General features: G+C 57.5%; 12 protein-coding genes and 1 pseudogene. 6 read left to right on the top strand and 7 right to left on the bottom strand.

Annotation, left to right across the window (positions count from 1 at the left end):
* Window positions 1-88: 88 nt before the first annotated feature.
* The 7 genes and pseudogenes from C8D93_RS03635 to C8D93_RS03605 form a co-directional block, all read right to left on the bottom strand.
* A pseudogene (locus C8D93_RS03635) lies at window positions 89-400 on the bottom strand (2-oxo acid dehydrogenase subunit E2); the annotation flags it as partial.
* Between the two features lie 285 nt (window positions 401-685).
* Complete coding sequence (locus tag C8D93_RS03630; RefSeq protein WP_110263768.1) at window positions 686-1,897, bottom strand: cytochrome P450; 1,212 nt, start codon at window positions 1,895-1,897, stop codon at window positions 686-688.
* Between the two features lie 62 nt (window positions 1,898-1,959).
* The gene (locus C8D93_RS03625) at window positions 1,960-3,243 is read right to left on the bottom strand and encodes an FAS1-like dehydratase domain-containing protein (protein ID WP_110263767.1); all 1,284 of its coding nucleotides are present in this window, start codon (window positions 3,241-3,243) and stop codon (window positions 1,960-1,962) included.
* Window positions 3,244-3,261: 18 nt separating this feature from the next.
* Window positions 3,262-4,140: an alpha/beta fold hydrolase gene (locus tag C8D93_RS03620; protein WP_110263766.1), complete on the bottom strand. Its 879-nt coding sequence runs from the start codon at window positions 4,138-4,140 to the stop codon at window positions 3,262-3,264.
* Between the two features lie 20 nt (window positions 4,141-4,160).
* Complete coding sequence (locus C8D93_RS03615) at window positions 4,161-4,943, bottom strand: SDR family NAD(P)-dependent oxidoreductase (RefSeq protein WP_110263765.1); 783 nt, start codon at window positions 4,941-4,943, stop codon at window positions 4,161-4,163.
* A gap of 57 nt (window positions 4,944-5,000) precedes the next feature.
* A complete protein-coding gene (locus tag C8D93_RS03610; RefSeq protein ID WP_110263764.1) occupies window positions 5,001-6,179 on the bottom strand; it encodes an acetyl-CoA C-acetyltransferase in 1,179 nt (392 codons plus the stop codon).
* Between the two features lie 243 nt (window positions 6,180-6,422).
* Window positions 6,423-7,745 carry an amidohydrolase family protein gene (locus C8D93_RS03605; RefSeq protein WP_110263763.1) on the bottom strand — a complete coding sequence of 441 codons (1,323 nt, stop codon included), beginning with the start codon at window positions 7,743-7,745 and terminating at the stop codon, window positions 6,423-6,425.
* 236 nt (window positions 7,746-7,981) lie between these two features.
* On the opposite strand from C8D93_RS03605, the gene C8D93_RS03600 reads away from it, so the two are divergent.
* The 6 genes from C8D93_RS03600 to C8D93_RS03575 all read left to right on the top strand — a co-directional run bounded on the left by C8D93_RS03600 (window position 7,982) and on the right by C8D93_RS03575 (window position 15,281).
* Window positions 7,982-9,604: an AMP-binding protein gene (locus C8D93_RS03600; protein ID WP_211307169.1), complete on the top strand. Its 1,623-nt coding sequence runs from the start codon at window positions 7,982-7,984 to the stop codon at window positions 9,602-9,604.
* A 13-nt stretch (window positions 9,605-9,617) separates the two neighbouring features.
* Complete coding sequence (locus C8D93_RS03595; protein ID WP_211307168.1) at window positions 9,618-10,301, top strand: SDR family NAD(P)-dependent oxidoreductase; 684 nt, start codon at window positions 9,618-9,620, stop codon at window positions 10,299-10,301.
* A gap of 125 nt (window positions 10,302-10,426) precedes the next feature.
* Complete coding sequence (locus C8D93_RS03590) at window positions 10,427-11,209, top strand: enoyl-CoA hydratase-related protein (protein WP_211307167.1); 783 nt, start codon at window positions 10,427-10,429, stop codon at window positions 11,207-11,209.
* 418 nt (window positions 11,210-11,627) lie between these two features.
* A complete protein-coding gene (locus C8D93_RS03585) occupies window positions 11,628-12,818 on the top strand; it encodes an acyl-CoA dehydrogenase family protein (RefSeq protein ID WP_110263759.1) in 1,191 nt (396 codons plus the stop codon).
* A complete protein-coding gene (locus tag C8D93_RS03580) occupies window positions 12,815-13,894 on the top strand; it encodes an acyl-CoA dehydrogenase family protein (protein ID WP_110263758.1) in 1,080 nt (359 codons plus the stop codon). The genes C8D93_RS03585 and C8D93_RS03580 overlap by 4 nt, the downstream gene beginning before the upstream one ends.
* A gap of 178 nt (window positions 13,895-14,072) precedes the next feature.
* Window positions 14,073-15,281 carry an acyl-CoA dehydrogenase family protein gene (locus tag C8D93_RS03575; RefSeq protein WP_110263757.1) on the top strand — a complete coding sequence of 403 codons (1,209 nt, stop codon included), beginning with the start codon at window positions 14,073-14,075 and terminating at the stop codon, window positions 15,279-15,281.
* Window positions 15,282-15,287 lie beyond the last annotated feature (6 nt).

Genomic DNA, 15,287 nt, shown 5'->3' with positions numbered 1-15,287 from the left:
GGTTCGCACGTTTAGTTGAGTAGACTGTCTTGCGATCACACTGGTTTGTCGCGTCGAACGCTGCGCTGCTCCTAGGCACCTTCTCAGGTCATGGCTCCGCGACATGCCCCGCAGAAATGCGAGATTCCATTGCCGTTTCGACGAACCGGCAGAACCGCGCCGCGTCGGCACCGTTGATGACCCGGTGGTCGTAAGACAGCGACACCGGCAGCATTGAGCGCCACTCGACGGTGCCGCTGCCGGTCGGCCGGGGCGCAAGGCGCGTGCGGGTCAGCCCGAGGATCGCCACTTCGGGGAGGTTGATGATGGGTGTGAACCCCGTACCACCGACACTGCCGAGGGACGACACCGAGAAGCTCGCGCCACTCATTTCGCTCATCGGCAGACCCTTGCCGCGCGCAAAGCATCCTGTAACGCCATGTCGATAACCATCGCAATGTTTGTCGAGCCGATCATGTCAATCCCACCTATCACATCGTGCTGACAACGTGAGCACGCCACGTTCCAACTCCTCGAGCCGACAGGCCGTACCGAGAACCGCGAACTCCGACGCCATCTCAATAGCGTTGAGCTGGACAGGGATCGCCGCGCCCGCCTCAATCAGAAGCACACAAAGCTCCGGCATGGGCACAATGTCATCGATCCCCGCCGGGGCCTTGCACGCAGCAGTACGTCTGCACTCAAATCAGGAGCCCCATACTAATGGTAGATACGTCACGCCTAACACCGGTCCAGAAGAACACTTGGGACGCTCACCATCCTTGACACGGAACTGGGGAACGCGTTCCAGCCATTCGTCCAGCGCAATTCTGAGTTCGCGTCTGGCCAAGTGCGAGCCCAAACAGCGGTGCGGGCCAACAGCAAAGGCTATGTGGCGGTTGACCTGGCGATCGAGGTCTATGTCAAGCGGGTCTCCGAACTCTTCCTCGTCGAGGTTGGCCAGCGTAGTCGACAGCGCGAAACGATCACCTTTCTTTATCTGTACGCCATAAAACTCCATGTCTCGGGTGGCGCAGCGCCCGGATGCAATACCGGTTCTCGCCCTGAGAATTTCTTCGATAAGGTTGGCCCTAGCTTCCGGCTGTGTTCGCACGCGCGTCTGCAATGTCTGATCCAGTGCCAACTCACGAAAGAGAAACCCGAGAGCGGAAGCGACAGTATCGAGGCCGGCCACAAACAACAGAAACAAGATGCCCTGCTTCTCATCCATGGTCAATGGACGCCCATCAAGCTGACTATTCACAATAAAGCTTGCGAGGTCGTCCTGCGGATGCCTCGACCGTTCATTGATGAACTCGACCATAAAGTCTCGGATATCCCGCGCACATTGTGCCTGCGTCTGTGCATCCCCTCGTAACAGCCCGTCCTCCATCGACAAGAACGCGTCAAACAGGTCCATGGGCAGCCCCACCAGCTCCATAAAAATCGAGATAGGGAACGGCCCTCCGAACTCCTTCTGAAACTCACAGCCGCCGTTGCCGCGAACCTTCTCAATAAGGTCAACCGTGCGCGCGCGCACCTTGCCCTCCATCTTCTGCACTCCGGCCGGCGTGAAGAGGGGGTTGAGCAACACTCGCCACTTTATGTGCTCCGGGGGATCTATCTCCAATGGAATCAATGGCCACGCTTCGCCAAACATGGCGGAAAAGCCGGCATTCTGATGGCTTGAGAACCGCGCCGCATCCTGAAAGGCTTCGCGGATAATGCGCGAACGGGTCGGGATCCAGACGCCGCGACCGATATGGCCGCGGGGCGCGTAGAAAAGCTCCGGATAATCCCGCAATTGCCTCAAGGCCTTGTGCGGGTCATCCGTAGCTCCCGGCAGGGTTTCAAACTGAATATCGCGAACCAGGTGGGCGGGCACATGGTTGGGAATTGATACGGTCGGGGATTGCATAATGTACGTCCTCCAAGTTGATCGAGCCTGCCAGCAAGTCGTACTCTCAAGCGCTTGGCGTTTCAGCCGGTCTTAGAGCGCTGCGTCAGCTCGCAGTGGCGCGTCCACATCGAGACGGCGCGACGTCGCAGATCATCTGGTGCCTCCGGCAGAATGACCGGCGAGCCACTACGGCAGGGCAGCGCAATCGTGGCCTTACAGCGGACGGTCTCCTCGCCCCGCTGGTTGGTCATGCTGACTTTCACATCTACCAAGTGAAGGCCGTGTTCCTGGCGCTTGCCGATAACACTTCCTTCTATAAACTGTGTGTCGCCGATGTAATTGAATTTGCGGATCTCGTCATACGTCGAGTAGACCCAGCCGTCATCACCGGCAAGATCGCTAAGATATCGATAGAGATAATTCTCGCGCATAACCCCATAATCATAGGCAATCGGATTGCCGATCGCCCGTGCCCACTGACTGTCCCAGTGTAGGCGTTGCGCCACGTCGGGAATACCAGATTCATTCTTGATATAGAAAGCGGGAATACGCTGACGATTCTTATGCCAGAGACGGCCAACTCGCAGGCCATACGGCACCCATCCGTAGCCACCAGCATGGAACGTAATGACGTCGGATACCGTCAAAGGCCCCGAAACGCTCGGCCGAAGTGACTCTCCTTCCTTGACATCTTCAAAGTACCACGTGTCTGCGCCCCGCGGGCGATCATTCGCATAGATCTCGTCAATGCGCGCGATATCCTGGTCTGAATACCGTGCGGGCTCGATCTCGAGATACTTGCCTTTCTTGACGGCTGTTTTGCGCTCGGTGAGAATCTCTCGATAGCGGTAGACGCCGACAATCTCGCTGCGCTGGTTGATCTTCACAACCCGGGTGATGCGGTTCACCTTGCGCCCAGCAAACTCCGATGGTTGAACCTCAAGGCTTTCAAGCGCCTTAAAGCTAAAAATCGTATCTCCGGGATAGATCGGTCGATAGAACGTCCACTCGCCCCCTGAGATGAAGACGTGAATTCCGCGAAAAACCCCCTTCTGCTGCTTCTTTATTTCTGGGTCGAGGGGGTCGCCCTTGAGCGGCTTGTTGATGCTGCCCGCCATCATGTTCGGCGCAATGACAGAGCCCCAGCGAGTTCCTGCGGCGTATTCAGGGTCGCAATGCAGCGGGTTGTCATTACCACATCCGAATGCAAATGTACGGATATTATCGATACTCGCCGTGTGGATCTGTTCGTCGTCAGGATTGGGCACGTCGATACCCAAAAGCAGTCTGTTACGCTCGATATGGTCGTCCGTCAGCTCGTACCCTGTGGCTTTCTCGAACTCGGCCTGCAATTTTTCGTTCACTGATTCATCTCCTTGTTCTCAATCCTGGCCGATTTTCGCGGCTGCCAAAGGCGGATGACAGCACTGCAAAAAACGAATGATCCCTTCGTTGAAGGCATCGTTTTTGTCGCCGGCTACCATGTGACCCGCATTGGCCACTTCATATACTTCAAGATGCGGGATCTGTTGCTGGAGGTCCGCCACGCCCTCCGTGCTTACGATGTCACTTGACATGCCTTGCACAAGCAGTACCGGCTGACGCACACCACGCGCTGCTTGCTGCAACTTGTGCGCGAACTGCGGCGGCTCGGCGCGTTCCGGAGACTCAACGAACCTTGGATCCCAGTGCCAGTGAAAACGGCCATCCTCGCGCCGCCGCAGATTCTTCATTAAACCATTGCTATCACGAGGGCGTGGCCGCTCTGGATAAAAATCAGATACGGCATTCGCGGCCTCTTCCAGACTGGCGAATCCCTCCGGATAAGCCCGCATGAATGCGCGAATGCGCTTGGCTCCGACCGCATTAATCTTTGGCACGATGTCTACAAGAACCAGCGCCCGCACCCGGGACTGGTCGGCGTGTCCGGTATAAAAAAGCGAGGTGGCGCCACCCATCGATGCACCGATCAACGCTGGTGGCGCGGCCAGCGTCTCGATCACAGCAGAGAGATCAGCTGCTAATGTGGCAATCGAATAATCACCATCAGCAGACCAATCACTTTCGCCGTGGCCGCGGGCATCCAGATTGAGGACGTGGTAGCCGGCGTTCACCAAGACCTCCATGGCGAGCCCCCAAGAGTGTCTCGTCTGGCCGCCTCCGTGCAGTAGGATCACGGGAGGGGCCGCTGGGTCTCCGCCAACGTCACCCACCAGCGTCAACCCGTCGGATACCGAGAATCGTCGTGTCTGCGTTGTCATCGCCCTGTGACTCTGCTCGTTTAGCGAGCACTCATGCGCAACGCTCCGTCTAGACGGATGCTTTCACCATTGAAGTAGACGTTCTCGCAGATCTCTGCAACGAGCGATGCGAACTCCTCTGGCCTCCCTAGGCGCTTCGGAAAAGGGACTGATAAAGCCAGCGCGGAGAGCACTTTTTCAGAGGCTGCATTCATTAGCGGCGTGGAGAAGATCCCTGGCATAATCGTGTTTACACGTATGCCCTCGCTCATCAGATCGCGCGCAATCGGCAGCGTCATACCAACGATTGCCGCCTTCGACGCAGCATAGGCTGCCTGGCCCATCTGGCCATCTTGAGCAGCAATTGAGGCGGTGTTGATAATCACACCACGTTCATCCTCCTCACGCGGATCAAGGGACAGCATGCCTGCTGCGGATTTGGCGATGCAACGAAACGTCCCAATCAAATTGATCTGGATGGTACTGTCAAACGCGATCGTTGGTAGCGGCTGAATCTGGCCCGTGGTTTTGTCGCGCGTGACCGTCTTGATCGACTTTCCCGTCCCCGCGCAATTCACCAGGATGCGTTCCTGACCTAGCGCGTTTCGCGCCTTGGAGAAAGCAGCGTCCACCTGAGACTCCGAAGTGACGTCCACTTTGCAGAAGACCCCGCCAATCTCCCTGGCAAGAGCCTCACCCTTTTCGTCATTGAGGTCGAACAATGCGATCTTCGCACCAGCGCTCGCAAGTCTGCGTGCCGTCGCTTCGCCAAGGCCAGAAGCCCCACCGGTGATCACCGCCGTAACCGTTGTATCAATCTTCATGGTTCTGCTTATTCCACCCGTTTATAGGAGACGTTTTGCATTGCCTGTGCCAGCGTTCTAAAGCCGCTCAATGATGGTGACGTTAGCCATACCGCCCCCCTCACAGACTGCCTCCAGACCAAAACGCTTGCCGGAACGGCGGAGTTCATGAATTAGCGTGCTCGCCAGCTTGGTTCCGGTTGCTCCAAGTGGATGGCCTAGTGCAATCGCACCGCCATTGACGTTCAGACGCTCGGGATCGGCGTCCAGCGCCTTCTGCCACGCCAGAGGGACCGATGCAAACGCCTCGTTGACCTCATACAAATCGATTTCGCCAAGTGTCATTCCGGACTTCCTAAGGGCCCGCTCAGTGGCCGGAATCGGGCCCTCAAGAACGATGACCGGGTCATGTCCCAGCACTGTCATGTGGTGGATGCGCGCAAGAGGTTCCACGCCCAGCGTCCGCAAGCCCTTAGCGTTGACGACCATCACGCCGGACGCGCCATCGCAGATCTGGCTTGAACTCGCCGCGGTGATTCGCCCCCCCTCTGTGAGCAACCGAACGCCTCTGATTGCCTCAATGCTGGCATCGAAGCGGATTCCTTCGTCGTGCAAATGAAGTTCCCCGACGTTCTCGGTGGCAGGCCTCACTTCGATAGGAATGATCTCGTTGTGAAATCGCTTCGACTCCGTCGCGGCAATTGCCTTGAGATGGCTGGATAGTGAGAACTCGTCAAGTTGCTCCTTGGATAGCTCGTATTTTTTTGCCATCATCTCGGCGCCGATGTACTGGCTAAAGACGGCACCCGGGTAGCGGGCCTTCATCTTGGGTCCGAACGGTTTGTCGAATCCTTCCTTCGCCGCAATCTCGAACTGTGCATTGATCGGTACCCGGCTCATGCATTCGACGCCTGCTGCTATAACCACGTCCATGGTGCCGGACATCACTGCCTGCGCCGCAAAATGAAGCGCTTGCTGGGACGAACCGCACTGGCGATCAATGGAAAGTCCTGGCACCGTTTCCGGCAACTTGGACGACAGCACCGCATTACGGCCAATGCACGCGGCCTGAGGGCCGAATTGATTTGCACAGCCCATCAAGACGTCGTCAACGGCGGCCGGATCGATGCCTACGCAATCCACCAGCGCGTTCAAAACCTCGGCTGCCAAATCAGCAGGATGCCAACCCGAGAGTCGACCATTGCGACGGCCCCCGGCCGTTCTAACTGCTGCCACGATGTAAGCTTCGTCTGCCATGCGTGTGTCTCCGGTGCATCAGGTCTTGTTTCGCTTCCGCCCGAGGCCTCATGGCCTAATCGCGGAGCATTCAATAAAGCTAACGTGCAGTAGTTCCCACCGTGAGCTGTATGCGGGCAGCTCATACGCTCTCAACAGCCGATCCAGCCATATGCAAGCCTCTATGCCCTGGCCCACCACGGTTGCCGAGTAACGCGACCGTCAAACGCGGACGGACTTCTGGACTGCCGATGCATGGCGGAATCATGCACTTGAACTAGGACTCAACTGGGCCGCAAACATCCTCGTCACTTGTCCTGACGTCACTGGCTCACCCGTTCGATAATCCCCAGCCGGATTGAACCCGCCCAGACCAGCTTGGGGCTTCGTATCCACATGCTGGGCTAAAGCCCGTAGCGCGCCGACCGTGCAGTTCTCTCGCCCCAGAACCGAAAACGGATCGTATGAGAACTCACGCATTGCATTGAGGTGCGTGATCTTGTTTATCGACTCGACTGGCAGGCGTTTAACTTGGTCCCACACCCGTTCTGGACAGTTCGGCCAAACACTGTCGGAATGAGGATAGTCACATTCCCACGTTACCAGGTCTTCATTCAGGGCATCGAGATTCTTAAGGCCGAAGCTATCATCAATGAAGCAGGTGATGATGTTGCGCTTGAATATCTCGCTCGGTAGCAATCCACCCATGTTTTTGTGCGAATTGGTCCAAGCGTTGTGATGCTTGAACGTGAAGTCAGCACGCTCAAGAAAATAAGGAATCCAGCCGATACCCCCTTCCGACAGAGCGAGCTTGAGATCGGGAAATTTTCTGAACACGCTGCTGAACAGCCAATCACCCGCCGCATTCGCGATCGCAAGCGGCATGGTGAGAATCCACGCATCTATCGGCGATTCGCTCGAGGCATGGGGCGGCTGATAGCCTGACCCAATATGCGCGGAGATCACTTGGCCGTTGTCGACCATGGTCTTCCACAGGGGATCCCAATACCCAGTATGTATGCTGGGCAGCCCTTTCGTCGACGGATTGTCAGGGAAGGTCAAAGTGTGGCAACCCTTCTTCGCGACTCGCTGAGCCTCAGCGACGCAGGCGTCGACATCCCACAGCGGAAGCGTAGCCAGCGGAATAAAGCGCCCTGGCGCGGCGCCGCACCACTCGTCGATATGCCAGTCGTTGTAAGCAGAAACAACCGCCTTGGCGGCCGTCTTGTCCTTCGCTCCCAAGAATAGGGTTCCCCCGAACTGTGTAAACGTGGGGAAGCAAAGCGCCCCAAGTTGACCGTTCGCGTTCATGTCATCAATTCGCGCCTTCACGTCGTAGCAGCCCTTTCGCACATGCGCGAATGACAAGGGCTCCATGCCATACTCTTCCGGAACCCGGCCAACGACAGCATTGAGCCCAATGTTTGGCACCCGAATGCCCTCGTACACCCAGATGTCGGCACCGCCCTCGGTCACTACTTTTGGGGCCTTGTCTTTGTATGCCGCGGGGATGTGACGGTCAAACATAGTTGGAGGCTCGACGACATGGTCGTCAACACTCACCAGTATCAGATCATCTTTAGTCATGACATCGCTCCTCTCGTTCCTGTGTTCACAATCCGCGGCGCTATCACTCCGCTCTTCATGTCTTCATGCTGCGGATACCATTCGGTCAGATCTGCTGCCGCACGCAGCAAGCGGATCCTCAGGGACCCTGAGGGCTTTACATCACTCACTCGTGAACCCATACTCTATACAGGTAACTCAATGACTTCAAGTGCCAACGCACGGCGAAGTCGGGACACATGGTGAGGAGACGACTTGTGAGGACTTTTGACGTTTGGGCGACCGGCCAGCAGGACACGGTGGTCGGCGTTTTGCGGAGGGCTGCAGAAAGGTGGGGTGACAGGCAGTTCTTGGATCTGTCCGGTGAGACCTACAGCTATCTAGATATCCATCGTCAGTCCTCTCGTCTTGCTAATACGCTGGCCGCCCATGGCGTGAACACCGGCGACACGGTTGTGACGATGCTGGACAACAATATTCATGCTGTCCTGTCCTGGTTTGCGATCAACAAGCTGGGAGCCATCAGCGTACCGGTCAACACCGCCTACAAGGGCGACTTTCTTCGCCATCAGATTGCCGACGCCGCAGCCACCGTGATCGTTGCCGAAAGCGACTATGTCGAGCGCATTGGGTTGATCGAAAACGATCTTCCGGCTATTAAGCTGGTGCTGCACACGAACACGGTAGCGCCTTCGGCGCTTAGTCGTATCGAGATGCTTTCGCTGGAATCGACGCTGTCCGCTGACGATCGAGATCCAGGATACGAGCCCAAACCGTCCGACCTCAGCATGTTGATCTATACGGGTGGCACGACTGGCCCCTCCAAGGGTTGCATGATCAGCCACAACTACGCCTGCAATTTGGCGCGCCAAGCCAACGACTGTACCGAACGGGACGAAACGTCAGTGATGTGGACAGCGTTGCCCTTGTTCCACCTGAATGCCACCGCGGCGAGCCTGCTGGCCACCATGATGTCGGGCGGGCGAGTCGTCCTGGCCCCCCGTTTCTCGGTATCCAACTTCTGGCCCGACATCGAGCGTTCCGGCGCTACGCACGTCAGCCTGCTCGGATCGATGTTTCCAATGCTCGCGCAGGCGCCCGACAATGAGGCGATGCAGCGCTGCCGAGGTCAGCTTGTAACCGTAATGGGCGCTCCATTTCCGTCAGTCCTGCAGACCATCTGGAAGGAGCGCTTCGGTGTGAGGTATACGTTTGCACCAGGATACGGCCTTTCGGAGGCCTCTCTGGTGACAACGATCAGATGTTCTGAAGAGGCGAAGCCTGGAAGCTCCGGCAGGCGCAATGAATGGTTTGACGTGAGGATTGTCGACGATAACGATCAGGAACTTCCTCCGGGCGTGGCTGGTGAAGTCATTATCCGCCCACGGCAACCACATGTGATGTTCGAGGGATACTGGAATAGGCCCGCCGACACACTGAAGATCATGAAGAATCTATGGCTGCATAGTGGCGACATCGGCAAGTTCGACGAAGACGGTTTTTTCTACTTTGTCGATCGCAAGAAAGATTATCTGAGGCGTCGTGGCGAAAATATCTCCAGCTTTGAAATGGAGACCACCTTCCGCGCGCATCCAGCGGTGGAAGACGTGGCTGTTCATGCGGTGCCTTCCGATGTCACCGAGGATGATGTCAAGGTGACGGCGATTCTCAAGGCTGGGAGCACCATCACAGAAGACGAGCTCTGTCGTTGGTCCATTGAACGGTTGCCCTATTTTGCAGTCCCGCGGTTCATCGAGTTTCGCAGCCAACTTCCGCGCAACCCGGTAGGGCGTGTGCTGAAGTATCAGCTACGGGATGAAGGCGTAACGCCACAGACATGGGATCGAGAGAAGTCCGATATCAAACTTCAGAAGCGCTGAGTCGATAATGGCCATGCTAGCCAACAAGAGCGTTATTGTGACCGGTGGTTTAGGTGCGCTTGGCAGAGTGGTGGTGTCAGAACTTGCGGCACAGGGCGCTCGTGTGGCGGTTTTGGACTGTTCAGCGAGACCGGACGCCGGTCGAGCCGAAGTGGTTTACGATGGCGTTGACCTTTGCAACGCAAGCGCCACTGCAAAGGCCATGGAAAGCATCGCTGCCCAACTGGGCGGCATATATGGCTTGGTCAATGTCGCCGGGGGGTTTCGTTACGAACCCATTTCAGAGGGCACGCTCGACACATGGGATCTTATGTATGAGACCAACCTGCGCAGCTGCGCCGCTGCCTGCCTTTCTGTTCTTCCGTATCTTCGTTCTAACGGCAGCGGACGCATTGTCAACATTGGCGCCGCAAGCGCGCAGCGAGCAACCTGCGGCCTAGGCGCTTACGCTGCTTCGAAAGCTGGCGTGGCGCGGCTCACAGAGTCGCTATCAGATGAACTGAAAGATCAGTCGATCACCGTCAATGCGGTGCTGCCCAGCGTGATAGATACTCCTGCCAATCGGCTCCAGATGTCAGGCGCTGATTTTACCAGATGGGTCTCACCGACTTCGGTTGCCCATCTCGTAGCGTTTCTCCTTTCCGACCAGAGTATCGACATCACGGGCGCGCTTGTTCCAATCGTCGGGAGGATGTGAGACGAACATCGCGTTCATGTGTCTGGAGTGAGTATCGGCTGCGGGCCTCGCTGCCGATCTCAATGCGATCCAGGAGTCGTTTCAGTTCCGTGCTTAGGCACGTCAGCCATCATAGGATCAATTGCGTGCAAGACTCTAAACCTGTTCTTTATACCGTCGTCGATCAGCATATTGCCATCATCACGTTGAATCGCGCCGAAAGTCGCAATGCAATAAATGCTCAGATGTCAGCAATGATCGAGGACTATCTACTGCAGATTGAGTCTGACCCGTCAATATGGGTCGGCGTGCTCGCCGCTAATGGTGGCCAGACGTTCTGCGCTGGCGCTGATCTCAAGGAAATCATGAATGGACGCGAGAGTGAGATTGCGACTCAGCGCGGTGGTCTTGGCGGATTTGTCCATGCCCCGAAACGCACGCCTTGGATAGCAGCCGTCGAAGGCACCGCGCTAGGAGGCGGTTTGGAGCTCTGCTTGGCCTGCGACATGATCGTATGCGCTGAAGGGTCGCAGTTTGGTCTGCCTGAAGTTCGTCGCGGGCTGGTGGCCTTGGCCGGTGGGGCCTACCGGCTGCCACGTGCCGTGCCTCGTGCGGTGGCACTGGAGATGATTGCCACTGGGCGTCCAATATCGGCGCAGCGGGCACTGTCGATCGGTTTGGTGAATAAAGTTGTTGCGGAGTCGACAGTCCTGAGCGCTGCGCTTGAGCTGGCGAGGGAGATATGCCTGGGCGCGCCGGTCGCAGTGCAGGAAAGCATCGCACTGGCGCGGCTAACGGACGATATGGCTGCATCTGACATGTGGCCCCTTGGAGAGCGGACACTGAGAAGAGTGCAGAGTACTGAGGATTTCATGATCGGCATGAAGGCTTTTTCGGCCAAACAAGTTCCGCAATGGCGCGGTCGTTGAAACGACCGTTTTGCGTGGGACAACTCCGATCCAGAAGTCAAATATTGTCGATGCCACGGCGCGGAGTGGTGAATCATGGCTGCGGGGGGCGCATGTATGACTGCAACGTTCTCTTGCCTCGAGGCTGGGAACCCCGTGGAGCCTGGGAACCCCTTGCCAACGGTTATTCTGTACTTGCCGACTCTAAGCGACTTTTGTGGCAGATTCGCTGATCTTTTAACGAGGTTGTTACCGTGATGATATTGCTAGGCGTCTGGGCGGCAGAAGTCAGGGAGGAGGACGTTGGACACTGTAGGCCTCCTCAGATGTCACTCGCGGGGATCTTCGCGCGAGCACTTTCCGCAACTTACTGATCACGATACCGCCACAACTTTTCTGCCGCCACCGCTCCTACGTCGCGTCTTCCAGACTTTTACCGATGGAACTAACCTACAATTCTATATACGAAACGTTTCGACGAGAAGTACGAGCGTTTCTCGCCGAGCACTGGCCCCCTTCGGATGCCCCGCAGCACAGCAGAAAGAGTGACTACAAGCAGACTTTTCGAAGGTTGGCTGTCGAGCGGGGCTATTTGTATCGATCAGTGCCTCGAGCCTATGGCGGGTCTGAACAGTCGCCCGATTTACTTAAGGCCCAGATCATTCGGACGGAGTTTTCAGCTGTTGGAGCGCCAATGGAAGAGCCGGGGATCGGCACGTCCATGCTGGTGCCGACGCTACTTGAGTGCGGTACCGAGGCGCTGAAACAGCGATTCATTCCAGAGACCTTGACCGGCGACATCCGTTGGGCTCAGGGTTACTCCGAGCCCAATGCTGGCTCCGATCTGGCCTCGCTGCGTACGCGCGCCGAACTACGTAACGGCCAATGGCACATCAATGGGCAGAAGATCTGGAGTACGCTGGCTCAGCATGCCCACTACATGTTCTTGCTCGCTCGCACCGAGCCCGATGCGCCAAGCAAGTACGAGGGCATTTCCTACCTGTTGGTCGACCTCCGGCAACCAGGCGTTCGCATCCGGCCACTGAAGCAGATGACCGGTAGCGCGGAATTCTGTGAAGTGTTTTTCGACGATGCGACGACTCCGGCGGACTGGTTGGTCGGAGGCCGCGGAGAAGGGTGGCGCGTCTCAAAAGCTACTCTTAATCATGAACGCAGCATGATTGGCGGGGCGGAGTCATCCGTTGAGTTGTTCGAGAAGCTCTTGTCTTTGGCGCGCAAGAGCAACTTTGAGGGCGTACCCGCACTGGCGCACCCGATCATGCGAGAACGTCTTAGCGTACTTGCCGGTGAGGTGCAAGCACATCTGTATTCCAGCTATCGACAATTGTCGATGACTGCCCATGGCCAGAATCCGGGGTCTATTACGCTGATGAACAAGCTCGTCAACACGAATATCAGCCATAAGGTCGCCGCCATAGCACAGGATTTGGTCGGCGACGCATTTTTGTTGGCACCGCCGACCGGATCGACCCGCGGCGCTGGGCCCGAGAAGTGGAACCTTCGCTTCTTTGCTTCATTGGGGCTCACCATCGGCGGCGGAACGTCGAACATACAACGCAACATCATCGCTGAACGCGGACTTGGATTGCCAAGGGAGAAAAACGTATGAACTTCCTGCTTTCCGATGATCAGCAAGAAATCCAGGAGGCGGTCCGTCGCTACCTTGCCAAGACCTGCCAGTCTGTCGACCTCCATCGAATCTTTGATAGTTCATCGGGCCACGACATAGCACTTTGGAAGGGTTTGGCCGATATTGGCGTGACCGGCTTGGCGCTACCGGAAGAGGCTGGGGGCATGGGACTGGAACTTATCGACCTTGCCTTGGTTGCCGAGATCCTTGGTGCTGCCGCCACACCAGGGCCCTTTCTTGGGCACAGTTTGGCGGGCCTTGCGCTGGCTTGGTCGAGCAACAAGACCTTGGCCCGTCGGTGGCTGCCCGGACTTGCATCGGGTGAAGTGATTGGCACAGTGGCGTTCGCCGAGGGCGCCTCGCTCTGGTGGCCAGAGGAGTGGCAGTTGCCTTCGGCGGCCCCGGTGCTGGTTGGGACCAAGACTCGCGTTCCGTTTGCGGCGGCGGCGGACTTGATTGTCGTCGGCACTTCTGGAGGGCAGTTGTACCTCGTCGAACGCGATGCGCCGGGTTTGGAGATTTCTGAGGAGGATAGCGTGGATCGAACACGCAGACTGGGCCGCATCCAGTTTCACAAAACTCCGGCCTCATTGCTGACGGCCGCCCCTGACGTCGCCGAACGGCTTTGCAACGCTGCGCGCGTTCTCCTAGCGGCCGACGCGTTCGGTGGTGCGAACTGCTGCTTGGAACGCACGGTGGACTATGCAAAAACTCGCGAGCAATTTGGCCGGCCAATCGGCGCATTCCAGGGCCTCAAGCACCAACTGGCAGACCTTGCCGTTGCGATAGAGCCGGCTCGTGGACTCTACTGGTATGCCGCGCACGCCTTCGACCGCATCCCAGAGCAGGCCAGCCCGGCTGCGGCGCTGGCCAAGGCCCATCTGACTGACTGTTATATTCAAGTATCGCGAGGCTCCGTGGAGGCACACGGCGGCATCGGCTATACGTGGGACTGCGATATTCAGATCTATGTCAAGCGAGCAATGTTCGACTACGCGTTCCTTGGCGGGGCACCCAAGCATCGAGCACGCTATGCGGATCTTGCGGGCTGGTAAGCACTTCGGGCGGCGATGATGGCCTCGCGAGCGCTTTTCCTTCGAAACCGCACCGATATCTTCCGCCGCCAGGCCCATAACATGAGCCCGGTTTGAGACTTGGACTGATCACGATGTGTTTTGGGCTAACCCGCTCTCGTACCCCATTGACCATTCGGGGTTTCTCAGGAGTTATTTAATGCACTTTTCTATCGATCCGTCGATTGAAGCGTTTCGCCAGACCGTTCGAACATTTCTGCACGACAAGCTTTCCCCGGACTTGGCGAGACGTACGCTGCGTGGCTATCACGAACTCCGCGAAGATTCCTTGGCGTGGATGAAAATACTGCACCGTCAGGGGTGGTCAGCGCCCAATTGGCCAGTACAGTATGGCGGAACCGGCTGGTCGCCAGTGCAGCAATTGGTGTTCGAGGAGGAATGCGCCATGGCCGGCGCGCCCCCGCGTCCCGCCGGTGGACTGTCACTGCTTGCCCCGGTTCTCTACACCTTCGGCTCCGAGGAGCAGAAGGCGCGGCATCTGCCACCGATCCTGCGCGGCGATGTGTGGTGGGCCCAAGGCTTTTCGGAGCCAAATTCCGGCTCAGATCTGGCCTCCTTGCGCACAGCTGCCGTGCTTGATGGCGAGCACTACATCGTAAACGGCCACAAGATCTGGACAACGCAGGGACATTTCGCAGACTGGATCTTCATGCTCGTACGCACCGATCCGACGGCCAAGCCACAGAAGGGAATTTCATTTCTCCTGGTGGACATGCGTTCTCCCGGCATCACTGTTCGGCCGATTATCTCGATCGACGGCGCGCACAGTTTGAATGAAGTGTTCTTCGATCAGGTGCGGGTGCCACGGGAGAATTTGGTTGGCGAGCCGGGTGCCGGTTGGACCTACGCCAAATTTCTGCTCGAGCACGAACGCGCGTGGAGCGCCGAGGTCCCACGCAACAAGCGCATGTTCGCGCGCGCGCTATCCTTAGCTTCGCAGTCGCACGATGGGATGCCGCCGCTGATCGAGAATCCGGTGTTTTCGCAGCGGTTGGCGCAAGCTCAGGTGGAACTAGAGGCGCTTGAGTTCATGACCTTGCGCGCGCTCAGTGAGCGCGACAACACATCCGACACGCCCCAGTGGCCGTGCGGCTCGGTGCTTCACGTGCGCGGCTCGGAGCTGCAACAAACGCTAGGTGATCTGATGCTAGAAGCACTCGGCTCACACGGATTGGTTCTATATCCGGAATACACCGGGGAACCTCCGTCCGACTATCCCCCGGGACCGGTCGAAGCACACGGCGTAGCTTCGGATTTCCTTTATCGCCGAGCGACCACCATCTACGGCGGCAGCAACGAGATTCAACGCAACATTATCGCCCGCAGCTTACTCGGCTCGATTCAGTGAGGTTTT

Origin of the sequence: Sinimarinibacterium flocculans (genome assembly GCF_003201205.1) — a bacterium.
In the GTDB taxonomy this organism is placed as follows: domain Bacteria; phylum Pseudomonadota; class Gammaproteobacteria; order Nevskiales; family Nevskiaceae; genus Solimonas; species Solimonas flocculans.
Note: the sequence above shows the minus strand (reverse complement) of the source record. Positions and strands in the feature narration are given on the sequence as shown.

What these genes read in the sequence shown, in the direction of transcription:
- C8D93_RS03595 (WP_211307168.1), top strand. Translation starts at nt 9,618, where the DNA reads ATGCTAGCCAACAAGAGCGTTATTGTGACCGGTGGTTTAGGTGCGCTT.
- C8D93_RS03580 (WP_110263758.1), top strand. Translation starts at nt 12,815, where the DNA reads ATGAACTTCCTGCTTTCCGATGATCAGCAAGAAATCCAGGAGGCGGTC.
- C8D93_RS03575 (WP_110263757.1), top strand. Translation starts at nt 14,073, where the DNA reads ATGCACTTTTCTATCGATCCGTCGATTGAAGCGTTTCGCCAGACCGTT.
- C8D93_RS03605 (WP_110263763.1), bottom strand. Translation starts at nt 7,745, where the DNA reads ATGACTAAAGATGATCTGATACTGGTGAGTGTTGACGACCATGTCGTC.
- C8D93_RS03585 (WP_110263759.1), top strand. Translation starts at nt 11,628, where the DNA reads ATGGAACTAACCTACAATTCTATATACGAAACGTTTCGACGAGAAGTA.
- C8D93_RS03620 (WP_110263766.1), bottom strand. Translation starts at nt 4,140, where the DNA reads ATGACAACGCAGACACGACGATTCTCGGTATCCGACGGGTTGACGCTG.
- C8D93_RS03615 (WP_110263765.1), bottom strand. Translation starts at nt 4,943, where the DNA reads ATGAAGATTGATACAACGGTTACGGCGGTGATCACCGGTGGGGCTTCT.
- C8D93_RS03630 (WP_110263768.1), bottom strand. Translation starts at nt 1,897, where the DNA reads ATGCAATCCCCGACCGTATCAATTCCCAACCATGTGCCCGCCCACCTG.
- C8D93_RS03610 (WP_110263764.1), bottom strand. Translation starts at nt 6,179, where the DNA reads ATGGCAGACGAAGCTTACATCGTGGCAGCAGTTAGAACGGCCGGGGGC.